The sequence below is a fragment of the Streptomyces natalensis ATCC 27448 genome (assembly GCF_000935125.1).
Lineage (GTDB): Bacteria > Actinomycetota > Actinomycetes > Streptomycetales > Streptomycetaceae > Streptomyces > Streptomyces natalensis.
Genome location: NZ_JRKI01000061.1, coordinates 250,712 through 275,031, shown reverse-complemented (window position 1 = coordinate 275,031; position 24,320 = coordinate 250,712). Strand labels below are relative to the sequence as shown.

Sequence of the window (24,320 nt, the reverse complement as noted above, 5' to 3'; positions counted from 1 at the left end):
CGGACCACGTGAGCGCGGGTGCGCATCAGGGAGCGGCGGCGGCCGGCCAGGTCGAGCAGATGCTGGCGCAGGTCTCGCCCGGTCGCTACGACGCCTACGAGGCGCTGCTGCACGCCCTGGCGGCCGGCCAGGTGTGGATGCTGCTGTGGCAGGGCCGCGCCGGCCTGCCCGATGCGCAGTACGGCAACATGGAGGTCGACGGCCTGGGCTATGCGCCCTGTGTGACCTCCGCGGCCGAACTCGCCGCCTCCGGCTGGAACCGCGACCACGAACTCGTCACCGGACCCGAGATCGCCGCCTCGCTCTTCCCGGACCGCTGGGGCCTGTGGCTCAACCCGCACGCCCCCGGCGGCGGCGTCGGCATCCCCTGGCTCGACCTGCGCCGGATCGCCGGCGGCCTGGAGCGGCTGCCCGCCGGACCGCTGCGGATCAGCGAACCGGTCATCGACATCCCGCAGTTCTACGCCCTGCTCGCCCAGAACGCCCACCGCACCCCCGCCGTACGGTCGTTGCGCCGCGCCTGGGTGCAACCCGCCCTCGGCGCGCCCTATCTGGCGATCGGCCTGGATCTGTACGACACCGGACAGCAGGCGGTGGACTCGGTGCGGATGATGATCCAGCAGTCCATCGGCGCCGTTCCCGACGGTCTGCCGGTCTCGACGGTCGCGATGAACGACGAGTACGACCCCGTCGGCATGTGGATGCGCGCCAGCGCCCGGCCCTTCTTCGACCGCGACGGCTACGGCCAGGTGCCCGGGCAGATGCCGGGCCAGTTGCCCGGTCAGCCGCCCGCCCCGGCGCCCGTGCAGGGCTACGGCTACCCGCGCCCGTACTGACATCCCCCTCGGCGGCGGACGTCGCCGCCGCCCGGCGCTCTTGCGGCGAATTCGCCCGGTGCGCCCCACGGAGTTACCTCCCTTTTCCCGGTATTCGCTCCGCTCAGCCACTTCTGGCGTCCGTATAACGGAACGCCGCGGACCACATCACAGTTGCGCATCCTTTCCCCGCCAGGTCTGGTGAGTGATCGCGAATCGGATGAAGACTCCCGCCACGGAGAGCACCGGCTCTTTGTACGAGGACCATCCCGACCGACGTCACGTGAATTCCCCCTGGTATTCCCCCGGGTGACCTACGGCGACGTCCGCTCGGTCTGTCGCGGCCGCACCGTTGCGGCTGTTGCACCAGTGAGGTGAACCGCGCCGCGCCCGCGGCGGGCATGGGCCGTCCACCAACGGCCGAGAGGGGGCAAAAGCACCGTGACCGCACCGATCGAGACCACCGGGGCCGCTGCCGAGGCGCAGCCGGAAGCGGTGCTCAAGGGCGTCCCGGCGCAGCGCATCGAAGGGCGCTCGCTCGGCCGGATCGCGCTGCTGCGTTTCCGCCGCGACAAGGTTGCGGTGGCGGGCGCCATCGTTGTCATCCTGCTCGTCGTCCTGGCGGCGTTCTCGCGTCCCCTCCAGGCCCTGCTCGGACTGGACCCGGACAGCCCCCACCAGGACCTGATCGACGCCAACACCACCCTGCCCAAGGCCGGTTTCGGCGGCATGAGCGCCGCACACCCCCTGGGCGTGGACCCCAAGTTCGGCCGGGACCTGCTCGCCCGCATCATCGAGGGCTCCTGGGTCTCGCTGCTGGTGGCCTTCGGCGCGACGATGCTGTCGGTCGCCATCGGCACCGTCCTCGGTGTGGTCGCCGGTTTCTACCGCGGCCGGGTGGACGCGTTCATCAGCCGCATGATGGATGTGTTCCTGGCTTTTCCGCTGCTGCTGTTCGCGATTGCCATCTCCGCCTCGCTTCAGGGCGGTGCATTCGGCATGGAAGGGCTGCCGCTGCACATCTGCGTCCTGATTTTCGTGATCGGCTTCTTCAACTGGCCGTATATGGGGCGGATTGTGCGCGCGCAGACGCTGTCGCTGCGGGAGCGGGAATTCGTGGACGCCGCCCGCGGTATGGGCGCCCGCGGCCCGTTCATCCTCTTCCGTGAACTGCTGCCCAATCTGGTGGGCCCGATCATCGTCTACTCGACGCTGCTGATCCCCTCCAACATCCTCTTCGAGGCGGCGCTGAGCTTCCTGGGCGTCGGCATCCAGCCGCCGCAGGCGTCCTGGGGCGGCATGCTCAACCAGGCGGTCAAGTACTACGAGGTCGACCCCCAGTACATGATCGTCCCCGGCCTCGCGATCTTCGTCACCGTGCTCGCGTTCAACCTGCTCGGCGACGGTCTGAGGGACGCGCTGGATCCGCGCAGCCGCTGATCCCCGCCCCCCATCCGGCCCCCCTCCCGCCCCTCCCGCCCATCCGGCCCGTCCGGCCCAGAATCCTCATCCGCGCTTTCGACGTCCGACGTTGCTGACGTTTCGACCTATCCGACGAACGAAGGGGACACCGACCACCATGAGAAGGTCACATCCGGTCGCCGCGATAGCGGCCCTCACCAGCGCGGGCCTGCTGCTCGCCGGCTGCGGCGGCGGCGCCTCCGACAGCGGCGACAGCAAGGCCAACGCCGCCACCACGGGCGTCGTCAACGCCTCGGACGCGAAGGGCGGCACGGTCACCTACGCGATGGCCGACGCCCCCGAGTCGTTCGACCCGGGCAACACCTACTACGCCTTCATCTGGAACTTCAGCCGCCTTTACGCCCGCCCGCTCACCACCTTCCAGCCGGGCCCCGGCAAGAAGGGCAACAAGCTGGTCCCGGACCTGGCCGCGTCGATGGGCAAGTCGTCCGACGGCGGCAAGACCTGGACGTACACGATCCGCAAGGGTCTGAAGTACGAGGACGGCTCCCCGATCACCTCGCAGGACGTCAAGTACGGCGTCGAGCGCAGCAACTTCGCACGCGACGTCCTCTCACTGGGCCCGAACTACTTCCAGCAGTTCCTCCAGGACAACGACGGCGGCTACAAGGGCCCCTACAAGGACAAGTCCAAGGCCGGGCTGAAGTCCATCGAGACCCCCGACGACAACACGATCGTCTTCCACCTCAAGAAGCCGTTCGCCGAGTTCGACTACCTGGTCAGCTCCCCGCAGACCGCCCCGGTCCCGCAGGCCAAGGACAAGGGCGCGGACTACACCAAGTCCGTGGTCTCCTCCGGCTCGTACAAGTTCCAGAGCTACCAGGAGGGCAAGCAGCTCACCCTGGTCCGCAACCCGCAGTGGTCCGCCAAGACCGACCCGCTGCGCAAGCAGCTGCCCGCCAAGATCGTCCTGAACCTCAAGGTCGCCCAGTCGACCATCGACAAGGACCTCCAGGCCGGCAACACCCAGATCGACCTGAACGGCCGGGGAGTCGACGGCCAGACCCAGGCCCAGCTGCTGACGGACCCCAAGCAGAAGGCCAACACCGACAACGCGCTCGGCCAGCGGCTCATCTACACGGCGATCAACACCAAGGTGAAGCCGTTCGACAACGTCGAGTGCCGCAAGGCCGTCGAGTACGCGCTCGACAAGAAGGCCGTCCAGGGCGCGCTCGGCGGCCCGATCCGCGGCGGCCTGGCCACCACGATCCTGCCGACCGACCTCAACGGCTACCAGAAGTACGACCTGTACCCGCAGAAGTACAAGGGCGACAAGCTGGATCTGACCCAGGCCAAGCAGCACTGGGACAAGTGCGGTGCGGGCAAGGTCAGCACCACCATTCTGGCGCGCAGCGACCGCCAGGAAGAGGTGGACGGCGCGACCTCGGTCATCGAATCGCTCAAGAAGATCGGCATCAACGCCAAGATCCAGACCTACCCGTCGAGCAAGTACTTCTCGGACTACGCCGGTGTGCCGAAGTTCACCGAGAAGAACAACGTCGGTCTGATGATGATGCAGTGGGGCGCGGACTTCCCCACCGGCTACGGCTATCTCCAGCAGATCCTGCACGGCAAGGCGATCAGCCAGTCCGGTAACTCCAACCTTTCCCAGCTGGACGACCCGGGGATCAACAACCTGCTCGACACGGCCATCGCCAACCCCGACCAGGCCGCCCGCGAAAAGGCGTACGCCCAGATCGACCGGAAGACGATGGAGCAGGCCGTGATCGTCCCGCTCACCTACTTCAAGGTCCTGAACTACCGCTCTCCCAAGGCCACCAACGTGGTGTCGACCTCGGCCTACAGCGGCGAATACGACTACCTCAACATCGGCGTCAAGCAGTAGCAGCCCTGGAAGGCAGGTGAAGGCATTGGTGTCCGCGGGCCGTCTCCGACCGGCCCGCGGCACCGACGCCGCATCCCGTGTTCTCGTACCTCATCCGCAGGTTGATCAGCGCAGTGATCCTGCTGCTGATCGTCAGCGCGGTCACCTTCGGCATCTTCTTCCTGCTGCCGAAGATGGCCGGGCAGACCACCGACCAGCTTGCCCAGCAGTACATCGGAAAGGCCCCCACGGCCGCGGACATCGTCGCGGTGAAGCGGAATCTCGGCCTGGACAAGCCCGTGTACGAGCAGTACTGGGACTTCCTCAAGGGCATTTTCGTCGGCGTCGACTACAAATTCGGACCGGACGCGGCCACCTGCCATGTGCCGTGCTTCGGCTATTCCTTCAAAACCCATATCGAGGTCTGGCCCGAAATCCAGGACCGCCTTCCGGTGACGGTCTCGCTGGCCGCCGGCGCGGCCGTGCTGTGGGTCGTCTCCGGTGTCGCCACCGGCGTGCTCTCCGCGCTGCGGCCCGGCTCGCTCTTCGACCGGATGGCCATGGGCGTGGCCCTGGCCGGTGTCTCGCTGCCCATGTTCTTCACCGGCGCCCTGGCGCTGGCCCTGTTCACCTACCAGTGGCCGATATTCGAGGCCCATGAGTATGTGAATCTGACGGACGACCCGGCGGGCTGGGCGAGCAACCTGGTCCTGCCCTGGGTGACACTGGCATTCCTCTACTCCGCGCTCTACGCCCGCCTGACCAGGGCGGGCATGCTCGAAACGCTGGGCGAGGACTACATCCGTACCGCCCGCGCCAAGGGCCTGCGCGAACGCAAGGTCGTGCTGCGGCACGGTCTGCGGGCCGCGCTCACCCCGATCATCACCGTCTTCGGCATGGACCTGGGCCTGCTGCTCGGCGGGGCGCTCATCACCGAACAGGTCTTCTCGCTCAAGGGAGTCGGCGCCTTCGCGGTGGAGGCGATCAACGCCAACGACCTGCCGAACATCCTCGGCGTCACCCTGCTCGCCGCGTTCTTCATCGTTCTGTGCAATCTGGTGGTGGACATCCTGTACGCCGCCGTCGACCCGCGGGTGAGGCTCTCGTGACCGACTCCTCCGACGACAAGGCCGGCGCGGCCGAGGCCGCCAAGGCGCCGTCCGCCTTCCTCGAAGTGCGCGATCTCAAGGTGCACTTCCCCACCGACGACGGCCTGGTCAAGTCCGTCGACGGGCTCACCTTCAGCCTGGAGAAGGGCAAAACGCTCGGCATCGTCGGCGAGTCCGGCTCCGGCAAGTCGGTGACCTCGCTCGCCGTCATGGGCCTGCACCGCGCCGCGCGCCGGGAGCGCAACAAGGTGCGGATGTCCGGTGAGATCTGGCTGGACGGCAAGGAGCTGGTGGGCGCCGATCCGGACGAGGTGCGCCGGCTGCGCGGCCGCCGGATGGCGATGATCTTCCAGGATCCGCTGTCCGCGCTGCACCCCTTCTACACGGTCGGCAACCAGATCGTGGAGGCCTACCGCGTCCACCACGACGTCAGCAGGAAGACCGCGCGCAAGCGGGCGGTCGAGATGCTCGACCGGGTCGGCATCCCGCAGCCCGACAAACGCGTCGACGACCATCCGCACCAGTTCTCCGGCGGCATGCGCCAGCGCGCGATGATCGCGATGGCGCTGGTCAACAACCCCGAACTGCTCATCGCGGACGAGCCGACCACCGCCCTGGACGTCACCGTCCAGGCGCAGATCCTGGACCTGATCCGCGATCTTCAGAAGGAGTTCGGCTCGGCGGTCATCCTCATCACCCACGACCTGGGCGTGGTCGCCGAGCTCGCCGACGACCTGCTGGTGATGTACGGCGGCCGGTGCGTGGAGCGCGGCCCCTCCGAGAAGGTCTTCTCCCGCCCCCAGCACCCCTACACCTGGGGCCTGCTCGGCTCCATGCCACGGATCGACCGTGACCAGACCGACCGGCTGATCCCCGTCAAGGGCTCGCCGCCCAGCCTGATCAACGTGCCGTCCGGCTGTGCCTTCAACCCCCGTTGCCCCTACGCGGACGTCCCCGCGGACGACCTCACCCGTACGGTGCGCCCCGAACTGCGCGAGGCCGCGGACGGGCACTTCTCCGCCTGCCACATGGCACCGGAGGAGCGGGAGCGTATCTGGACCGAAGAGATTGCGCCGAAGCTGTGACCGAGACGACCGAGACGACCAAGACGGCCGAGACGTCCGAGACGACCAAGACGACCAAGACGGCCGAGACGTCCGAGACGACAGAGACGACCGGGACCGCCGACGACACGACGCAGGTAGAGCCGTTGCTGCGGGTGCGCGGTCTGGTCCGCCACTTCCCGATCACCAAGGGCCTGCTCAAGCGCAAGGTCGGGGCCGTCCAGGCGGTCGACGGCATCGACTTCGACGTACGGCCCGGCGAAACCCTCGGCGTCGTCGGCGAGTCCGGCTGCGGCAAGTCCACGACGGGCCGGCTGATCACCCGGCTCGACGAGCCGACCGGCGGATCGATCGAGTTCCAGGGCACGGACATCACGCACCTTTCCCAGGGAAAGCTGCGGCCGATGCGCCGCGACATCCAGATGATCTTCCAGGATCCCTACGGTTCGCTGAACCCGCGGCACACCATCGGCGCCATCGTCTCCACCCCCTTCCGCCTCCAGGGCGTCGAGCCCGAGGGCGGGGTCAAGAAGGAGGTGCAGCGGCTGCTGGAGCTGGTGGGCCTGAGCCCGGAGCACTACAACCGCTATCCGCACGAATTCTCCGGCGGACAGCGCCAGCGCATCGGCATCGCCCGCGCGCTGGCCCTCAAACCCAAGCTGGTGGTCGCCGACGAGCCGGTCTCCGCGCTGGACGTCTCGATCCAGGCCCAGGTCGTCAACCTCATGGACGACCTCCAGGAGGAACTGGGCCTGACCTACGTCATCATCGCCCACGACCTGTCGGTCATCCGGCACGTCTCGGACCGGATCGCGGTGATGTACCTCGGCAAGATCGTGGAGCTGGCCGACCGTGCGTCGCTGTACGAGACGCCGATGCATCCGTACACCACGGCGCTGCTGTCCGCCGTGCCGGTGCCCGACCCCAGGCGGCGTACCCAGCGCGAGAGGATTCTGCTCAAGGGCGATGTGCCCTCCCCGATCAACCCGCCCTCCGGCTGCCGGTTCCGTACCCGCTGCTGGAAGGCGACCGAGGAGTGCGCCACCACCGAACCGCCGCTGGTCGCCCTGCGCACCGGCCACCAGGTGGCCTGCCACCACCCGGAGAACGCCCCGCAGGAGCGGCCCGTCGACGCGACCTGACGGAGGGCCTGTCCGAGGGGCCGGGGCGCCAACGGCCGGTAACGGCTGAGGAATTGGCAAAGTCCCGGGCAAAGCGGGGCGCTAGGGTGCAGAGTCTGCACGGTTGTTCGATACCTGTCGTGTGTTCCCCACGGTCCGAAAGGACGGCTCATGGCACTCTCCCGCTCTGCTCGTCGCACCTCCCGCTGGCTGGCCCTGGCCACCGCGGTCGCCTCCGCGGCCACCATCGCCGCCGCCCCCGCGGCCTCGCCCGGAGCCCCCGGCGTCGGCGACCCGTATTTCCCCGATATGGGCAACGGCGGTTTCGACGCGCTCCATTACGACCTGGGCGTCAGCTACCACCCCGACTCCGGCCGCCTCGACGGCCGTACGACCCTGACCGCCCGGGCCACCCAGAACCTGTCCGCCTTCGACCTCGATCTCCAGAAGCTGACGGTCGATGCGGTCCGTGTGAACGGCCGGCGGGCGCACTTCACCAGGTCCGGCGACGAACTCACCGTGACCCCCGACTTCAGCCTGTCCAAGGGGCACCGGTTCACCGTCACCGTCGCCTATCACGGCGTGCCCAAGCCGCTGAACGGCCCGATCGTCTTCGGCTCCGACTACGGCTGGATGAAGACCAAGGACGGCGTCTTCGTCGCCTGCGAGCCCAACGCCGCCTCGACGTGGTTCCCCTCCAGCGACCACCCCTCCGACAAGGCCACCTACGACATCCGCATCGACGCCCCCAAGGGGCTGACCGGCGTCTCCAACGGGCGGCTGATCGCCTCCGGCGAGAAGCACAACCGCTCCTACGCCCACTGGCGCGAGTCCCGCCCGATGGCGACGTATCTGGCCACCGCCACCATCGGGAAGTTCGACGTCCGCACCGGCACCACCCCCGGTGGCACCCCGATCTACGTCGCCACCGACCCGACCCTGCCCACCGGCAAGGTCGACGTCTACGGCGTCACCGCTGCGGCCACCGACTACTGGTCCCAGATCTTCGGGCCGTACCCCTTCGAGGAGACCGGCGCGGTCGTCGACGACATGCCGCAGGCCGGGTTCTCGCTGGAGGTGCAGTCCAAGCCGGTCTATTCGGCCGGCCGCAGCGAGTCCACCATCGTCCACGAGCTGGCCCACCAGTGGTTCGGCGACTCGGTCTCGGTCCGGCAGTGGAAGGACATCTGGCTCAACGAGGGCTTCGCCAGCTACGCGCAGTGGCTGTGGGACGAGCACAAGGGCACCCGCACCGCCCATGACGCCTTCCGCAAGGAGTATGCGTCCGTCCCTGAAAGCGACAACTTCTGGAAGATCACGGTCGCCGACCCGCAGCGCGACACCATGTTCTCCGACGCGGTCTACATGCGGGGTGCGATGACCCTCCAGGCGCTGCGCGAGCGGATCGGCGACAAGGCGTTCTTCGAGCTGCTGCCGGCCTGGACCGCCGCGCACCGCTACGGCAACGCCTCGACGTCCCAGTTCATCGCGCTCGCCGAGAAGATATCCGGGAAGCGGCTGGCCGGTCTGTTCAACACCTGGCTCTACACGGACCACCGGCCCGCCCTGTCCGGGAAGTGAGGCGCTAGCCGGCGTCCGGTCCGCCGCGGTCGGCCAGTTGGTGCGGCCGCGGCAGATGCACCCCGAAGTACACCGCGCCCATCCGCAGGGCGAAGACCACCCCCGCCGAGACCGCGGCGGCGGGGGTGGCCCCCACGCCGAGGTGGGACAGGGCCAGAAGGCAGCAGGCGCCCGCCAGGGCCGCAAGGGCGTAGACGTCCTCGCGCAGCAGCAGCGGAGGGAACTCCCCGCACAGCACATCGCGGATGACCTCGCCGGTGACCCCGGTCAGCACGGCGAGAATGATCACGGCCAGCGGTGTGACGCCCGCCTGAATGGCGGTCCGCGCTCCGATGACGGTGACCACGGAGAGCCCCACCGCGTCCACGACCAGCAGTGATTTCTGCGGGAGCTGCCAGAACCGCAGATAGATGATGGTGCCGACGCCGACGCAGATGATCAGTGTGAGCAGGACCCAGTCATGGGGCCAGTGCGGCGCCCGGTTGAGGATGGTGTCGCGCAGCGTGCCGCCGGAGACCGAGGCGGCGAAGGCGAGGACCAGGCCGCCGAAGGGGTCCATATTGGCCCGGTAGGCGGCCAGCACGCCGCTCGCGGCGAAGGCGGCGACGCCGACCAGGTAGAGCACATACAGCATGGCGGCATCATCGCAGGCCCGGAATGCGAGCCTCCGCCCGAGGTCGTCAAATCTGGCACTACCGGTCGGTAACTTTTCCGTGTAGCGTGCCGCCATGGCAACGGCGACCATCGGTAACAGCGAATTCGACCGCGATACGGCGGTCGTCCGCCGCGCCCCCGGCGTCTACGACGCCCACCTCTCGGCCGGCTGGACGATCATCCAGGCGGTCAACGGCGGCTATCTGCTGGCCCTGATGGGCCGCGCCCTGGGCGACGCCCTCCCGCACCCCGACCCCTTCTCGGTCACCGCCCACTACCTGACCGCCTCCGTCCCGGGCCCCGCCGTCATCCGCACCGAGGTGGTGCGCACCGGCCGCACCATGTCCACCGGCACCGCCCGCCTGATCCAGTTCGCCGAGGACGGCACCGAGATCGAGCGGCTGCGGGTGCTCGCCGCGTACGGCGACCTCGGCGCCCTCCCCGACGACGTCCGCACCGCCGCCAAACCGCCCGCCATCCCCCCGTACGAACACTGCCTGGGCCCCGAGGCCGCACCCGGCGGGCGCCCGGCGATCTCCGGCAGCACGGCCATCACCGAACGCCTCGCCCTCCGCCTCGACCCGGCGACCGCCGGCTGGGCCGTCGGCGCGCCCTCCGGCAAGGGCGAGATGCGCGCCTGGTTCGGCCTCGCCGACGGCCGCGAGCCCGACCCGCTCTCCCTCCTGCTGACGGTCGACGCCCTGCCGCCCACCGCCTTCGACCTGGGCCTGTCCGGCTGGGTCCCCACCGTCGAACTCACCGCCCACATCCGCCACCGCCCGGCCCCCGGCCCGCTCCGCGTCGCCATCACCACCCGCAACCTGGCGGGCGGCTTCCTGGAGGAGGACGCCGAGGTCTGGGACTCCCAGGACCGACTGGTCGCCCAGTCACGGCAGTTGGCGCGCACCGTGCTGCACGGCTGACCCACCCGCCGCACCCGTGCTGCGCGGCTGCCCCTTTGTGCAGGTGGCCCCCGGTACGCGAGCGGAAAATGTGAGGCGAAAGAGCGCGCGGTGCCGGTGCGGCTCATGTCAGACTGAGGGCCATGGGGGACCTGGCGCTGAAGATGGAAGACGGAACCGTCGTATGGCTGCGGGCCGAGGCACCGCCCGCCGACGGGCAGACGGGCACGGTCCCCGGCCAGGCTCCCGCCCCCGACGGTGAGTTGGAGCTGCCCGACGGCTACGGCAGCGCCGCGCCCGTCAGCGTCCCGGGCCGCATGAGCCGCGCGCTGACCCACGGTGGCGAGGCCCTGGAGGAGGCCCTGCGCCCGCTCGGCGGCGTCCTCGGCCAGATCCACCGCTCGATCTCCAGTGGCAGCCACCGCCCCGACGAGGTCACCGTCGAGTTCGGCGTCACCCTCGGCTCCGATCTGCGTCTGGGTGTCTTCGCCGGCAAGGGCGACGCCAGCTTCAAGGTCTCCGCGAAGTGGAACCTCTCCGGCGGCGCCGCCGAACCGGGCGGGACCACACCGTGAACCCCGCCGCCGGCCCCGACGCCCCGCTCCAGTCGGCCTTCGCCTCCCTCCGGGACGGCGAACGGCCCGTCGGAGCGGGTGTGCTGGTTGCCGAGCGGCTGGTGCTGACCTGCGCCCATGTCGTCAACAGCGCACTGGGGCGCGGCCGGTTCGAACAGTCCACCCCCGCCGGCGGCGACACCGTCACCCTCCGGCTGCCCCATATCGCGCCCGCCCGCGACCTGACCGCCCGGGTCCTGCGCGAGCTGTGGGTGCCGCCCCGGGCCCACGCCGCCGGATGCGTGCCGGTGGAGCCGGGGCGGGTGCCCTACCACGGAGATCTGGCCGTACTGGAACTGACCGACGCCCCGCCCGAGGGAGCCGAGCCCGCGCCGTTCCTCCAGCACTCCCACGCGGGCGAGGTCATCGCCTTATGGGCCAGCGGCAATCCGCTGCCCACCGTGCGGGCCGTGCCCCGCGTCTCGGCACCGCCCTGGATCGCCCTGGACGTGCTCGGCGGCGCCCAGGTCACCGAGGGTTTCAGCGGGGGACCGCTGTGGGACCGCGAACGCCAGGCCGTCGTCGGCCTGGTGGCGGCCGTGCACCGCGCCCCCGAGACGGCGCCGCCCGGCGCACAGCCCACCACGATGTACGCCATCAGCGTCCCCGCGATCGAAGCCGAACTCCCCGCCCTGCCGCCCTCGGCGGTGCCGACCGCCCGGCGCGGCGTACAGCAGCTGCTGACCGCACTGGAGCGCGTCCTCAAGGGCCGCGAGGCCGTCCTGGCCTGCGAGCAGCGCCTCGCCGCCCGGCTCGGCAGACCCTCGGCGGGCCCGGCCGCCGACCTCGACCGGCTGGTCGGCCTCGCCGTCGGCGTCCGCCGCGGACTGCCCGAACTCCTCGACCTGGTACGGGACTACGAACCCACGGCGGCCGCCGCCCCGTACGACCACCCCGCCCACTACGGCGCCCGCGAGGACTGGGAACGGCTGCGCCGCGCCGCGCGGACGGTCCGCCCCGGCGAATACCTGACCACCCGTCAGCGTCGCGATCTGGCCGGACTGCTGGCCCACTGCACCCGCACCGACCCCGGCACCCTTCTGGAACGCGTCCTGCCGCACGCCCCCGAACTCCCCGCCGTCACCGGCCTCGCCGACGCCGTCGACGCCCTGGAGGGCTTCGGCCCCGCGACCGCCGCACCGGTCCCGCCGCTGCTGCAAGGCGTGGTGCGCATCGCCGTGGAGGAGCGGGCGGGCGGGCCTTATCCGGCCGAGGACCTGGACGCCTGGGCCGAGCGGGTGGCCGCCCGCTCGGGGGTGGACGAGGCGGCGGTCAGCCAGTTCCGCGCCGACATCGAGGCGGCCGCCGCCCCCGCCCCGCCGCCGGGCGCCGGACCCCGCGCGGCCACCGCCCCGCGCGTCCAGGTCGAGCTGCTGCCCACCCCCACCGGACGCCGCTTCACCTACCAGATCTGGACCTTCGCCGACGGCCACGCCCACCGCCTCGCGCTGGTCCATGACGCGGAGGCAGGCAGCGAGCAGGTCGTCGACGACATCCGCCGGGTGCTGCGCACCGAGGTACGCGAGGACCCGGAGACCGCGCTGGTGGAGTACTTCCTGCCGGCCGCCTGGCTCGGCCTGGACGTCGACGCCTGGGAGTCACCCGACAGCGACGAGGACGGCCCGTTCGCCCCCGGCCTCACCCGCCGCGTGGTCGTCCGCACCACCGAACGCTCCCGGGAGAGCTACGCCGGCTGGAAACAGCGCACCGCCGCCCTGCCGCACGCCAAACGCCTCGTCCTCGACCACCGGCACACCGACCGCAAGGTCGCCCGCGCCCAGCTGGAGATCCACCGCGACGCCGGGACGGTGATCGTCTGCTGCGCACCGCACCACCACGGCACCCTGCTGCGCCAGTGCGTCCAGGCGGGCGTGCACACCGTGCTGTGGCACCGCGCCGACCACGGAGAGCATCTCGCCCAGGACCTGCTGGCGCTGGTGGACGGCACGGACCACACCGAGGTCCCCGAGGCGGTCCGCCTGGAGCGGGCCAAGGCGATGGCCGAGCCCGAGAGCGCCGGCCATCCCGGCCGCAAACTGTCCCTGCTCTACGACGCGCCTGACCACCGCCCCCCGCAACTGGCCCCCGACGCCTGGGTCCTGACCCAGCCCTGACCGCTCCCGTGCGGGCAGGCACTGCCCGTGCAGCATCGACCCCCTGATCGACCCCCTGATCGACCCCCTGATCAACCCCCGTGTGCAGCAAGGAACGAGGAGAAGCAGCGGTGACCGGACAGAGCACCGGACCAAGCGCGGCGGACGCCCCCACCAGCGACCCGGCGGCACGGCCCGAGGACTGGTGGGTCTTCCGCGGCCCGTCGGACCTGCCCGCCCCGCCGCCCTGGCGGCGCCTCCCGGCCGCCCGTGCCGCGGGCCCCCGCGCCCCCTACCTCCTGGAGCGCAACGAGATCTCCGTCGTCAACGCCGCCCTGCATCTGCACCGCCCGCTGCTGGTCACCGGCCGCCCCGGCGCCGGGAAGAGCTCCCTGGCCCGCGCCGTGGCCGAGGAGCTGGGCCTGGGCGACGTCCTGCGCTGGTCGGTCAACAGCCGCTCCACCCTCCAGGACGCCCTCTACCGCTACGACGCCGTGGGCCGGCTGCGCGAGGCGTCGCTGCGCCGCGAACACGAGACGCCGCGCGGCTCCGCCCGCCGCCCCCGGGCCCGGCACACCGCCGCGGCCGGCGACATCGGCCAGTATCTGCGCCTGGGCCCGCTCGGCAGCGCCCTGGCCGACGACCGCCCCCGGGTGCTGCTCGTCGACGAACTCGACAAGGCCGACATCGATCTGCCCAACGACCTCCTGGTCGTCCTGGAGGAGGGCGAGTTCGAGATCCCCGAGCTCGCCCGGCTGCCCGAACACCAGCAGGAGGTCCAGGTCCTGCTCAGCGGCAGCCGCGAGCGGGTCACCGTCCGCCGCGGCGTGGTCCGCTGCACCCACTTCCCGATCGTGGTCATGACCAGCAACGGCGAACGGGACTTCCCGCCCGCCTTCATGCGCCGCTGCGTACGGCTCGACCTGCCCGAACCGACCGGCGACCGGCTGCGGAAGATCATCGAACACAACCTGGGCGAGGAGGCCGTCGCGGCCGCCGAGGACCTCATCGAGGTCTTCCACCAGCGGGCGAAGACCCAGACCCTGGCCACCGACCAGCTGCTGGCCGCCGTCCATCTGCGCATCAGCGGCGCCGACCTGAGCAAGGAAGAGCTGCTCGCCGCCGTTCTGCACCGCCTCGACGAGCCCCTGTCGCCATGATCGAGCGACTGCGACAGGCGATCTCGGCGGCCGGCCACGAGCTGGGGGCCGCCGAACTCCTCGATGTGCTGTGGCTGGCGCGGGTGATGGAGGGGGAGACAGAGAAACGGCCGTCCCGTGAGGCCGACGGGGGCGGTGATGCCGCCGACGGTGCAGGGGACGGCGGGGTGACGGAGGCGGCCGAGGCGGCGGGGGCCCGGGAGGCGGAACAGCCGTCCGCTGATTCCCGGGAGGGCCCGGAGGCCGACGGGAGCGACGGGAACGGACCGTATGCCGATCCCGCCCGCGCCATCGACGGCACCGCCCCCGGCGACCACGTGGGCGAGGCCCCGGGCGACCCCGGTGACCCCAACAGCCCCGCCGGCCCCGAGGATCCCGACGCCCCCGCCGGTCCGCCCCGCCGCGCCCTGTACGCCATGGGCAGCCAGGGCGGCGGCCCGGCCGCCGACCGCGCCCGCCCCGCCCGGGTCCCCGGTGGCCGCGCGCTGCCCGACGCCCAGCAACTGGGCCGCGCACTGCGGCCGTTGCGCCGCTCCCGCGACCATCCGCACCGCACCGCCATCGACATCGAGTCCACCGTCCGGCTCGCCGCCGAGACCGGCTTCCTCGACGCCGTCTGCCGCCCCGAACAGGAACGCCGCTGGTCGGCCGTGCTCCTGGTGGACCGCTCCCCGTCCATGCAGGTGTGGGGGCCGCTCGCCGCCGAGCTGCGCGCCCTGCTCGCCCGCAGTACGGTCTTCCGCTCCGTCGAGGTCCACCTCCTCGACCCCGAGGACCCGGCCGGGCCCCTGTACGGACGGCAGCCCGCCAAGGCGGCGCTGACCTTCCTGCTGACCGACGGCACGAGCCCCGGCTGGCGCAGCCCGCAGGCCGTACGGGCGCTCGCCGCCTGGGCCCGCGGCGGCCCGGTGGCCGCACTGAACCCGCTGCCCCGGCGGCTGTGGCGCGGTACGGCCCTGGACGCCCGCCCCCGGCTGCTGGCCGCACCGGGTGCGTTCGACCCCGTGGGCCGCCTGAGCGTCTGCGACGGACTGAGCGGGGAGCGCGACCCGGACGCGGACGGCCTGCTCGCGCTGCCCGTCCTGCACCCCACCGCCTCCGCCCTGGAGCAGTGGGCCGGACTGCTCACCCGCCCCGGCGTCCCGCATCTGATCGACACGGCACTGCTCGACGACGCACCGGTCCACACCCCGCCGCCCCGGCCGCACGGCACCGCCGAGGAACTCCTCACCCACTTCCGCGGCGCCTTCTCGCCCGAGTCCTACCGCCTCGCCGTCCGCCTCTCCGCCATCCGCCCGCTGACCACCCCGCTGATGCAGCTGGTGCGCGCCGCCACGATGCGGCAGGCCGGGCCCACCCATGTCGCCGAGATCCTCCTCGGCGGCCTCCTGGAACGCACCGACCACGCCCCCGACGCGGCCGCCGCCCAGACCCTGGGCCGCGCCCTGGGCCCGCCGCCACCGGGCCAACGGGCCGAGCCCGTCTACGACTTCCGCCCCGGCGTGCGCGAACTGCTCTTCAGCGGCCTCGGCGCCGAAGCGGCCATGGAGGTCGTCGAGGCGGTCGGCCGCTCCCTGGAGCCGTACATGGGGCGGCTGCCGGACTTCCCCGTCCTGATGGGGGACGCCGCGGGGGAGCTGCGGCTGCACGCCTCGGCGCGGGCCTTCGCCGTCCTGGCCAGCCCGGTGCTGGAACGGATGGGGGGCACGGTGACGGAGCGGCCGGGGGGCAGTGCCCCGGAGGGCACCGGCGGCACGCTGCCCGAGCAGCGCACCGGCACGCTGCCGCAGCAGCGCCGTCCCGCAGCCACGCCCCCGTCGCGGGACGGCGCCCCGGCCCTGCCCCCGACCCCGTCCGCAGCTCTGCCCCCGCCCCCCGAGCCCTTCTTCGGCCGTACGGACGAGATCTCCCACCTGGTGGCGGAACTGACGCGGACGGACGGCCCGCCGCCCTGCTGGGCCGTCACGGGACCGCCCGGCGCCGGGAAGACGGCGCTGGCGCTGCACGTCGCGCACGCGGTGGCGGACCACTTCCCGGACGGGCAGGTCTTCGTGGACCTGAGCGAACGGCTCCCACCCGGCCAAGCCGCCGCCCACCGCGCGCTGTTGGCGCGGCGCCGCGTCCTGGTGGTCCTGGACGGCCTGCCCGACGACGTCACCACGGGCCGGGAGACGCTGGCCGCCCTGCTCCCCGGGCCGGGCGACCGGACCGGCGCCGTCCTGCTCACCGCCCGGCGCCCCCCGCACCTCGACGGGCCGGCCGGCCACACCGCGCTGACCCGGCTGCCCGCGACCGAGGCGCACGCCGCGCTGCCCGAGCACCGGCTGCTCCAGTGGCTCGACGCCCAGCTCACCCCGCCCGCGCGGCGCGCCTTCTGCCTCCTGGCCGTTCCGGAGGGCGACGGGCTCTCGCTCCCGGCCGTCTCCGCGCTGCTGGCCACGCCGCCGGACCGGGCCCGTGCGCATCTGGACGAGCTGGTGACGACCGGCGCACTGGAGCGGACGGCCGACGGCCGCTACCGCTACGCCGGCGACCTCGGGTCCGTCGCCCGGGGCATCGCCGAGGCCGAACTGCCCCGCGAGCGCCGCGAGGCCGCGCTGTCCCGGCTGCTGGACTTCTCCCTCGCCGCCGGCCGCCGCCTGCACGACGCCCGGTATCCGGGGGAGTGGTGGCCCGGCCGCCTCACCCGCGTGTCCTCACCCGCCGTTCCCGAGGTGCCGGACGCCACGGCGGCCCTCGCCGACTGGGCCGACGAGACACCCGCGCTCCTCGCGCTCGTCCGCCGGACGGCGCTACGGGCACCGCGGCTGCTGCGTCCGGCCGCCGACCTCCTCCTGTTCGCGCAGGTCACAGCGGATTCCGCGGCGCTCTCCGCCGCCTTCGAGGCGGCCGCGCGGACCGTGGCGGTGCGGGCGGCCGAGGAGGGCGACGACCGGGCGGAGGGCCGGGCGCGCGCCGCGCTCGCCGAGACCTACGCCGCCCTGGGCACGTTCGCCGTGGCCGAACCCGAGGCGCGGCGCGCGGACCGACTGGCCGAACGCTCCGGCGATCCCGTCACGCGCCTCCGCGCCCCGTACACGCGCGGCATCATCGCCCTCCACCAGGGGCGGCACGATACGGCGGAACGGCATCTCACCCTGGCCTGGGAGCGCTGCCGCGACCACAAGGACGGGCCGGGCGAGGCCGCCGCGCTCGCCGCGCTGGCACGGCTGTGGGCGGCGACCGGCAACGGCGCCGAGGCCGTGCTGTTCGCCGAGCGGAGCGTGAGCCTCTTCCGCCGGGCGGCCGACGGCTCCCCGCGCCGCGCGCTCGGCCTGTACGCCCTGTCCGAGGCCCTGTCGTCGGCCGGTCGGCACAACGAAGCGCTCCGCGTGGCCTACGAGGCACTGCCCCTCTTCGAGGAGGACCGGCAGCGCCTGTGGGCGGGCCGCGTCCGCTCCCGTGCGGCCGAGGCGATGGTCGGCCTGATCCGGCCCAACGAGGCCGCCTTGGCCGCCCAGGACGCGGCGCAGCGGCTGCTGGTGCCGGGCGGCGAGCGGTGGCGCGCCGATGCACTGACCGCACTGGGGCACGCCGAGACCGCCCTGGGCCGCAAACAGGGCGCACAGGCCCACTGGCGCGAAGCGCTCGCCGTCTACGAGGAGTTCGGCGCCCCGAAGGCGGCGGGGCTGCGCGCACTGCTGGGCGACGAGCCGGGCCCGCCGACGGCCGGTACGCACCCGTCGGGCGTCTCGCGTACGGGTGCCACCGCGGCCACCGGCACGGTGCTGCGCGACCTGACGGCGGCCGTCGCCGCCCTCCGCGACCGCCTGCGCCTCACCTCCGCCCCCGGGGACGCCCCTCTCGCCTCCCTGGAAGCCGAACTCACCGCCCTGCTGGGCGACTTCCCGCCCTGCGGCGGCCCCTCGCGCCGCGACTTCTTCCGCCTGGCCACCGCCTTGGACGAGGCGGTCGCACCGTACACGGCAGGGCGGCCGCCGGGCGACGTACACGAGGCGGCCCGCATCCGCCACCTCACCCGCCGCCTGGCGCCGTAGGGGCGGCGGTCCGGGGGCGGACCGGCCCCCGCCCCCCGCCCCTCACCCGCCCCCGCCCCTCACCCCTCATCCGTCACCCGCCCCCACGAACCGCGCCAGCTCCGCCGTCAGCTCCGCCGGTGCGTCCTCCTGCACCAGATGCCCCGCCCCCTCGACGACCGCCAGCCGCGCGCCCGGAATCCGGGAGACCAGCTCGCGGCCCTTGCCGACCGGGATCCAGGTGTCCTGCGCACCCCAGCACACCAGCGTCGGCACCCGGATCTCCCCGTACCGCCCCGCCACCTCGTCCGTGAACCGCTGGTCGTTCTGCTCGATCTGCCGGTAAAAGGCCGCCTGCCCCTCCGGCGTGCACCAGGGCGCGACCAGGCGGTCGAGGATGTCCGGGTGGAGGACTGGGTGGGCCTGCGGCCGGTCAGGCTGCCCGCCCGATGTGGATGACGATGACCGTGACCGTTGAGTCGCTGATCTCGTAGAGCGCGCGGTATCTGCCGCAATGGATGCGGCGGACATCCGGTGAACCGTAGGGAATGGAGCCCGCAGGGCGTGGGGAGTCCGCCAAGAGGTCAATGGACGCAAAAAGTTGACGTAAGCCCTCGGGGTCGTCTTTGAGGAACCGAGCCGCCGTGTCCAGGGCCGCCTCGTCCCAGATGATGGTGTGGCTCATTCAGGCTCCAGGCCAAGTCGCTCGCGTGCCACGTCGTGCGGGATGCCGTGGAACGATCCCGCGGCTTGGCGTGCGCGGTGCTCGTAGAGCGCCAGGGCGTCCTCCAAGTCCGCCAACTCCTGGGGGTTTATCAAGACGGCCGCGGCCTGGCCATGGTCGGTGATGGTGATGCGCTCTCGTGCGAGTGCGGTCCTTCGGACCAGTGATCCGAAGCGCGTTCTGGCCTCTGTCATGGACACCGTGTCACTCATGCAAAGAAGTGTACACTTCGCGCGCCTTGTGTTGACAGGGCACGGCGCCCAGCGGATGCGCCACCGCGCCCGACATGCGCCCCCAACCCCTCCCGCGCCTGCTCGTAGAATCGTGCGCACCATGGTTTACCTCGACCACGCCGCCACCACCCCGATGCTTCCGGAGGCGGTGCAGGCGATGACCGCCCAGCTGACCGTCACCGGCAACGCGTCCTCCCTGCACGCCGCCGGCCGGCGGGCCCGGCGTACCGTCGAGGAGGCGCGGGAATCGCTCGCCGCCTCGCTCGGCGCGCGCCCCAGTGAAGTCGTCTTCACGGCGGGCGGCACCGAGGCCGACAACCTCGCGGTCAAGGGCCTGTACTGGGCCCGCCGGGCCGCCGACCCGGCCCGCACCCGGGTCCTGGCCAGCCCCGTCGAGCACCACGCCGTCCTGGACGCCGTCGAGTGGCTCGCCGAGCACGAGGGCGCCACCGTCGAGTGGCTGCCGGTCGACAGCTACGGCCGGGTGCACCCCGACGCCCTGCGCGAGGCCATTGCCCGCAACCCCGGCGATGTCGCGCTGGCCACCGTCATGTGGGCCAACAACGAGATCGGCACCATCCAGCCGGTCCACGAACTGTCCGCGGTGGCAACGGAGTTCGACGTCCCGTTGCACGCCGACGCGGTCCAGGCGTTCGGCCAGCTCGACGTCGACTTCGGTGCCTCCGGCCTCGCCGCGATGACCGTCTCCGCGCACAAGATCGGCGGGCCCTACGGCATCGGCGCCCTGCTCCTGGGCCGCGCGTACGCGCCCGTGCCGGTGCTGCACGGCGGCGGCCAGGAGCGCCACGTCCGCTCCGGCACCCTCGACACCCCCGCCATCGCCGCCTTCGCCGCGGCGGGCCGGTACGCCGTCGCCCACCGCGAGGAATTCGACCGCGACATCGGAGCCCTGCGCGACGACCTGATAAAGGCCGTCCGAGCCGCCGCCCCCGACGCCGTCCTCGGCGGCGACCCGGACCCCGCGGGCCGCCTCCCCGCCAACGCCCACTTCTCCTTCCCCGGCTGCGAGGGCGACTCCCTCCTGCTCCTCCTGGACGCCCAGGGCATCGAATGCTCCACGGGCTCCGCCTGCACCGCCGGCGTCGCCCAGCCCAGCCACGTCCTCCTCGCCACCGGTATGTCCCCCGCCCTCGCCCGGGGCACCCTGCGCTTCTCCCTCGGCCACACCTCCACCGCCCAGGACGTGTCGGCCGTCGCCGACGCCATCGGCCCGGTGGTCGAACGGGCCCGCAGCGCGGGGCTGAGCTAGGTCCTGCCCTGCCCTGCCCTGCCCTGCCCTGGCGGGGCGGGGCAGGGGGCCCCTATGGGCCGGCGGGGGCCGGGCCGGGCGCCCGCGGTTTTCCACAGCTTTCCGCCCCGGCGGGACTTCCGCTTACCCTGGACGGGCTATGACTGATGACGCCCCCCGGACCGATGACGCCCCCCGCCGCCTCCGCGTACTCGCCGCCATGTCCGGCGGTGTCGACTCCGCCGTCGCCGCCGCCCGCGCCGCCGAGGCGGGCCACGATGTGACCGGCGTGCATCTCGCGCTCTCCGAGAACCCCAAATCGTTCCGTACGGGCGCGCGCGGCTGCTGCACCATCGAGGACTCCCACGACGCGCGCCGCGCCGCCGACGTCATCGGCATCCCCTTCTACGTCTGGGACCTGGCCGAACGCTTCCGCGAGGACGTCGTCGACGACTTCATCGCCGAGTACGAGGCCGGGCGCACCCCCAACCCCTGCCTGCGCTGCAACGAGAAGATCAAGTTCGCCGCCCTCCTGGACAAGGCCCTCGCCCTCGGCTTCGACGCCGTGTGCACCGGCCATTACGCCACGGTCGTGACGAACCCGGACGGAAGCCGCGAACTCCACCGCGCCTCCGACATGGCCAAGGACCAGTCCTACGTCCTCGGCGTCCTGGACGACCGCCAGCTGGCGCACGCCATGTTCCCGCTGGGCGACACCCGCACCACCAAGGCCGAAATCCGCGAAGAGGCCGCCCGCCGCGGCCTGTTCGTCGCCAAGAAGCCCGACAGTCACGACATCTGCTTCATCGCCGACGGCGACACCCAGGGCTTCCTCGCCAAGCGCCTGGGCGCCGCCGAGGGCGACATCGTCGACGAGTCCGGCACGGTCGTCGGCAGCCACGAGGGCGCGTACGGCTTCACCATCGGCCAGCGCAAGGGTCTGCGCATCGGCCGCCCCGCCCCGGACGGCAAACCGCGCTACGTCCTGGACATCTCCCCGGTCACCAACACCGTGACCGTCGGCCCCGCCGCCTCCCTCGACGTCACCGCCCTCACCGCCATCCGCCCCCGCTGGTGCGGCCGCCCCCCGACATCCGGCCCGGCCGCCTACACCGCCCAGCTCCGCGCCCACGGCGACGAAACCGAGGTCACCGCCGAGCTCGTCGACGGCACCGAACTGCGGGTCTCCTTCACCACCCCCGCCCGCGGCGTCGCCCCCGGCCAGGCCATCGTCCTCTACGACGGCACCCGCGTGGTCGGCTCGGCCACCATCGCGACGACGGAGCGGCGGGTGGGGGCGGGGGCGTAGCGCGCCGGTTCCTCTGCGCCGTCGGCGGCGGGCAGCCCGGCGCAGATCGGCTCATGCGGCATGGTGCCCCCTCTCCGGCGCCCGGCAGCTCAGGCAGCACCCGGGGCGATCGGCGCGGAAGGCGCGATCGCAGCCGTCGCAGTTCTGTAGCGGGACGACGGGCGAGCGGCCGGTCCCCGGCGGCGGGCCCATGGGGGCGGGTGGCCGCAGTACGGCCAGACGATGCGCGAGGAGCCGGGCCGGCCGGCGGTTGATACGGGGAGGGAGACCGTCGGTCAGGGCGGCGGTGATCGCCTGCGGGGCGATGCCCCGGTCGAGCCACTCCGCGACGGCCGGGGCCAGCGCGGCGATCTCCCGCTCGGAGAGAAGGAGCCGACGATCGCGGTGGCGGAGGCGCACGAGCAGGTCGGCGGCCGGGGGCGCGGGCGCGCCGGCCGGCTCCGCTTCTGTCGCCGTCTCCGTTTCCCGGCTGCCTGCCGCCTCTTGGACGTAGGCCGCTTCCTGGACCCCGGCCGTCTCCTCCGTCTCCTCCGTTTTCTCCGGCACGGCCCCCGGCAGGTCGTAGGCGAAGGTCCGCGTCACGATCCGCCCGCCCGGCCCCCGCTCGACGCGGCGCTCCAGCCATCCCCCGTCCTCCAGCTCCCGCAACGCCGCCGAGATCACGACCTTGCCCTCGGCGAAGTGCGCACAGAGCGCCTGAATGGTGACCGGCGACCCATCGGGCAGCGACAGGATGTACGCGGCGACGCCGACCGTGACCGCGCTACCGGCGCGCTGCGCAAGGCGGTTGGCGAGGACGGTGAAGTGCGAGGTCTGGCGGGCACGGATGTGTGTGACGCCGCCGGCGGCGCGCGACGGCGCGCTAGAATGACGTGAAGTCATCGGGAAGGTCTCCTCTTCCTCGTGATCAGGCCCTCGGGTCGGGATGGCAGTCCCGCCGGGGGCCGTTTCTGTGTCCGGTTGTGGTGGTCAGCAGCGCTGACGCGCTGTCGGGGCGAGCGTAACCGCATTCCGGACGCTTTCCTGCCCAAGTCACCCGATAGGGTGAGGAGTTGGGGCGGCGGTAGGTGAGTCGGGTTCTCTGCCCGGGTTCTTTGGTTGGTCGGCCGACGCACCGCCGTCCGGCGGGCCGGAACCTGGTACCGCCCCACCGGCTTCCGGCCGGACGGCTCCCGGCGCCACCGCTGACAAATGTCACCGATGTCTCGGGACAGGCGTGACTGTTGCGAAGCGCAGCCGTGACCGAAGATTTAGACGTCAGAAGAACGAAGAAGCAGCAGCAACCGTCCATGGCCCAACTCGGGGGAGTCCACAGTGAGCCGCACCCAGCCCCAGCCCAAGTCTGATCCCCAGCCCAAGTCTGATCCTCAGCCCAAGTCTCATCCCCAACCCCAGACCGACACCCATAGCCAGGCCCCCGCCGCCCCCGAACCCCCCAATCCGCTGCTGAAGAGCCTGGTGCCGCTGATCGTGGATGCCGGCATCCCGATGGCCTCGTACTACCTCCTCAGCAACGGCTTCGGGCTGAGCACGGTGGCCGCGCTGGGCTGGAGCAGTGTCGTGCCTGCGCTGCGCACGGTATGGGGACTGATCAGCAGCCGGACCGTCAACGGCCTGGCACTGCTGATACTGATCGTCAACGCCGTCGGGCTGGTGATGAGTACGGTGGCCGGCGATCCGCGCCTGATGCTCGCCAAGGACAGCGCCGTGAGCAGCGTGGTCGGGATAGCGATCCTGCTCTCCGTGCGGATGAAGCGTCCGCTGATGACCGCGGGGCTCAAGCCGTGGGTGACGAAGGGCAGCGCGGCCGGCGACGCCGCGTGGGACCGGCTGATAGCGGGATCCGAGCGGTTCCGGCGGGCCGAGCGGAGGTTCTCGGCGATATGGGGGAGTGCGCTGCTGACCGAGTGCGTACTCAAGGTGATCGGCGCCTACACCGTGCCGGTGGACACGATGGTCTGGCTGGGCACGGTGCTGACCGTGGTGGCCATCCTGGTGGCGATGGTCGTCGCGGGGGCAGGCGCCGCCGAGCCGATGGAGAAGATGGTCAAGGCCGAGATCGAGCGCACCGCCGATGAGGGCACCGCTGACACAAGCCACGCCGACACAAGCCACGCCGACACGGCAGCAGTTGCTTCCGCGACCCAGCCGACCGCAACCGCAAGCTGACATCGATGCCGAACGGCCGGGCCGCCGCACCGCACGGCCGTCACGGCTGCCACGAGGCCGTTACGGGCCGCCCTTCCGGTGATCCTCCGGTCAGCACAGCCAGGGCGTGTCCCACGGGTCGGTTCCGTTCCGGCGGACACGCCCCAAGGACCTCGGCCGTTCAGGTGTGGGCCGGCGGAACCCGGGCAGGGGGTGGTGAA

Annotated in this window: 19 protein-coding genes and 1 pseudogene; 15 read left to right on the top strand and 5 right to left on the bottom strand. The window is 72.2% G+C overall.

All coding sequences use genetic code 11. The features are described from left to right. The first annotated feature begins 8 nt into the window (after positions 1–8). From SNA_RS31935 to SNA_RS31905, 7 genes are all read left to right on the top strand, one after another. Entirely contained in the window at positions 9–836 is an 828-nt protein-coding gene (locus tag SNA_RS31935; RefSeq protein ID WP_030072224.1) for an enhanced serine sensitivity protein SseB C-terminal domain-containing protein, read from the top strand. A 420-nt stretch (positions 837–1,256) separates the two neighbouring features. After that, complete coding sequence (locus SNA_RS31930) at positions 1,257–2,255, top strand: ABC transporter permease (protein WP_030072226.1); 999 nt, start codon at positions 1,257–1,259, stop codon at positions 2,253–2,255. A 139-nt stretch (positions 2,256–2,394) separates the two neighbouring features. Further along, positions 2,395–4,143, top strand: coding sequence for an ABC transporter substrate-binding protein (locus SNA_RS31925; protein ID WP_030071617.1), 1,749 nt, complete (start codon positions 2,395–2,397; stop codon positions 4,141–4,143). Positions 4,144–4,220: 77 nt separating this feature from the next. Beyond that, positions 4,221–5,231, top strand: a complete 1,011-nt coding sequence (locus tag SNA_RS31920) for an ABC transporter permease (protein ID WP_030071619.1) — start codon at positions 4,221–4,223, stop codon at positions 5,229–5,231. Further along, positions 5,228–6,316 (top strand): ABC transporter ATP-binding protein, encoded by a 1,089-nt coding sequence (locus SNA_RS31915; RefSeq protein WP_030071621.1) that lies wholly within the window; start codon positions 5,228–5,230, stop codon positions 6,314–6,316. The genes SNA_RS31920 and SNA_RS31915 overlap by 4 nt, the downstream gene beginning before the upstream one ends. Next, positions 6,313–7,437, top strand: coding sequence for an ABC transporter ATP-binding protein (locus SNA_RS31910; RefSeq protein ID WP_044367922.1), 1,125 nt, complete (start codon positions 6,313–6,315; stop codon positions 7,435–7,437). The genes SNA_RS31915 and SNA_RS31910 overlap by 4 nt, the downstream gene beginning before the upstream one ends. 150 nt (positions 7,438–7,587) lie before the next feature. Next, positions 7,588–8,997: a M1 family metallopeptidase gene (locus SNA_RS31905; protein WP_030071625.1), complete on the top strand. Its 1,410-nt coding sequence runs from the start codon at positions 7,588–7,590 to the stop codon at positions 8,995–8,997. 4 nt (positions 8,998–9,001) lie between these two features. On the opposite strand, the gene SNA_RS31900 is transcribed toward SNA_RS31905, so the two are convergent. Then, the gene (locus SNA_RS31900) at positions 9,002–9,631 is read right to left on the bottom strand and encodes a trimeric intracellular cation channel family protein (protein ID WP_030071627.1); all 630 of its coding nucleotides are present in this window, start codon (positions 9,629–9,631) and stop codon (positions 9,002–9,004) included. A 94-nt stretch (positions 9,632–9,725) separates the two neighbouring features. On the opposite strand from SNA_RS31900, the gene SNA_RS31895 reads away from it, so the two are divergent. The 5 genes from SNA_RS31895 to SNA_RS31875 all read left to right on the top strand — a co-directional run bounded on the left by SNA_RS31895 (position 9,726) and on the right by SNA_RS31875 (position 18,457). Further along, positions 9,726–10,574: a thioesterase family protein gene (locus SNA_RS31895; protein WP_044367921.1), complete on the top strand. Its 849-nt coding sequence runs from the start codon at positions 9,726–9,728 to the stop codon at positions 10,572–10,574. Between the two features lie 122 nt (positions 10,575–10,696). Continuing rightward, positions 10,697–11,128 carry a CU044_2847 family protein gene (locus SNA_RS31890; protein WP_030071630.1) on the top strand — a complete coding sequence of 144 codons (432 nt, stop codon included), beginning with the start codon at positions 10,697–10,699 and terminating at the stop codon, positions 11,126–11,128. Beyond that, positions 11,125–13,281 (top strand): VMAP-C domain-containing protein, encoded by a 2,157-nt coding sequence (locus SNA_RS31885; RefSeq protein WP_044368315.1) that lies wholly within the window; start codon positions 11,125–11,127, stop codon positions 13,279–13,281. Before SNA_RS31890 ends, SNA_RS31885 begins: the two co-directional genes overlap by 4 nt. Before the next feature lie 110 nt (positions 13,282–13,391). Next, positions 13,392–14,420: an AAA family ATPase gene (locus SNA_RS31880; RefSeq protein ID WP_044367920.1), complete on the top strand. Its 1,029-nt coding sequence runs from the start codon at positions 13,392–13,394 to the stop codon at positions 14,418–14,420. Beyond that, positions 14,417–18,457 carry a tetratricopeptide repeat protein gene (locus SNA_RS31875; protein ID WP_044367918.1) on the top strand — a complete coding sequence of 1,347 codons (4,041 nt, stop codon included), beginning with the start codon at positions 14,417–14,419 and terminating at the stop codon, positions 18,455–18,457. The genes SNA_RS31880 and SNA_RS31875 overlap by 4 nt, the downstream gene beginning before the upstream one ends. 66 nt (positions 18,458–18,523) lie before the next feature. Here SNA_RS31875 and SNA_RS31870 read toward each other — a convergent pair. The 3 genes and pseudogenes from SNA_RS31870 to SNA_RS31860 all read right to left on the bottom strand — a co-directional run. After that, positions 18,524–18,859 (bottom strand): annotated as a pseudogene (locus SNA_RS31870) (alpha/beta fold hydrolase); the annotation flags it as partial. A gap of 10 nt (positions 18,860–18,869) precedes the next feature. Beyond that, positions 18,870–19,121, bottom strand: a complete 252-nt coding sequence (locus SNA_RS31865; protein WP_030072809.1) for a type II toxin-antitoxin system RelE family toxin — start codon at positions 19,119–19,121, stop codon at positions 18,870–18,872. Next, positions 19,118–19,372, bottom strand: coding sequence for a type II toxin-antitoxin system Phd/YefM family antitoxin (locus SNA_RS31860; RefSeq protein ID WP_030072811.1), 255 nt, complete (start codon positions 19,370–19,372; stop codon positions 19,118–19,120). Before SNA_RS31860 ends, SNA_RS31865 begins: the two co-directional genes overlap by 4 nt. Positions 19,373–19,493: 121 nt before the next feature. On the opposite strand from SNA_RS31860, the gene SNA_RS31855 reads away from it, so the two are divergent. Together SNA_RS31855 and mnmA are read left to right on the top strand one after the other, a co-directional pair. Continuing rightward, positions 19,494–20,663 (top strand): cysteine desulfurase family protein, encoded by a 1,170-nt coding sequence (locus SNA_RS31855; RefSeq protein WP_030072813.1) that lies wholly within the window; start codon positions 19,494–19,496, stop codon positions 20,661–20,663. 139 nt (positions 20,664–20,802) lie between these two features. After that, a complete protein-coding gene (mnmA, locus tag SNA_RS31850; RefSeq protein ID WP_030072815.1) occupies positions 20,803–21,951 on the top strand; it encodes a tRNA 2-thiouridine(34) synthase MnmA in 1,149 nt (382 codons plus the stop codon). Between the two features lie 51 nt (positions 21,952–22,002). On the opposite strand, the gene SNA_RS31845 is transcribed toward mnmA, so the two are convergent. Beyond that, a complete protein-coding gene (locus tag SNA_RS31845) occupies positions 22,003–22,833 on the bottom strand; it encodes a hypothetical protein (protein WP_030072817.1) in 831 nt (276 codons plus the stop codon). A 564-nt stretch (positions 22,834–23,397) separates the two neighbouring features. On the opposite strand from SNA_RS31845, the gene SNA_RS31840 reads away from it, so the two are divergent. Beyond that, positions 23,398–24,120, top strand: a complete 723-nt coding sequence (locus tag SNA_RS31840; protein ID WP_037794249.1) for a VC0807 family protein — start codon at positions 23,398–23,400, stop codon at positions 24,118–24,120. Positions 24,121–24,320 lie beyond the last annotated feature (200 nt).

Excerpts from the sequence above, each read along its gene's own strand:
- SNA_RS31925 (WP_030071617.1), top strand. The coding sequence starts at position 2,395 with ATGAGAAGGTCACATCCGGTCGCCGCGATAGCGGCCCTCACCAGCGCG.
- SNA_RS31905 (WP_030071625.1), top strand. The coding sequence starts at position 7,588 with ATGGCACTCTCCCGCTCTGCTCGTCGCACCTCCCGCTGGCTGGCCCTG.
- SNA_RS31900 (WP_030071627.1), bottom strand. The coding sequence starts at position 9,631 with ATGCTGTATGTGCTCTACCTGGTCGGCGTCGCCGCCTTCGCCGCGAGC.
- SNA_RS31895 (WP_044367921.1), top strand. The coding sequence starts at position 9,726 with ATGGCAACGGCGACCATCGGTAACAGCGAATTCGACCGCGATACGGCG.
- SNA_RS31890 (WP_030071630.1), top strand. The coding sequence starts at position 10,697 with ATGGGGGACCTGGCGCTGAAGATGGAAGACGGAACCGTCGTATGGCTG.
- SNA_RS31875 (WP_044367918.1), top strand. The coding sequence starts at position 14,417 with ATGATCGAGCGACTGCGACAGGCGATCTCGGCGGCCGGCCACGAGCTG.
- SNA_RS31865 (WP_030072809.1), bottom strand. The coding sequence starts at position 19,121 with ATGAGCCACACCATCATCTGGGACGAGGCGGCCCTGGACACGGCGGCT.
- SNA_RS31860 (WP_030072811.1), bottom strand. The coding sequence starts at position 19,372 with ATGAGTGACACGGTGTCCATGACAGAGGCCAGAACGCGCTTCGGATCA.
- SNA_RS31855 (WP_030072813.1), top strand. The coding sequence starts at position 19,494 with ATGGTTTACCTCGACCACGCCGCCACCACCCCGATGCTTCCGGAGGCG.
- mnmA (WP_030072815.1), top strand. The coding sequence starts at position 20,803 with ATGACTGATGACGCCCCCCGGACCGATGACGCCCCCCGCCGCCTCCGC.
- SNA_RS31845 (WP_030072817.1), bottom strand. The coding sequence starts at position 22,833 with ATGACTTCACGTCATTCTAGCGCGCCGTCGCGCGCCGCCGGCGGCGTC.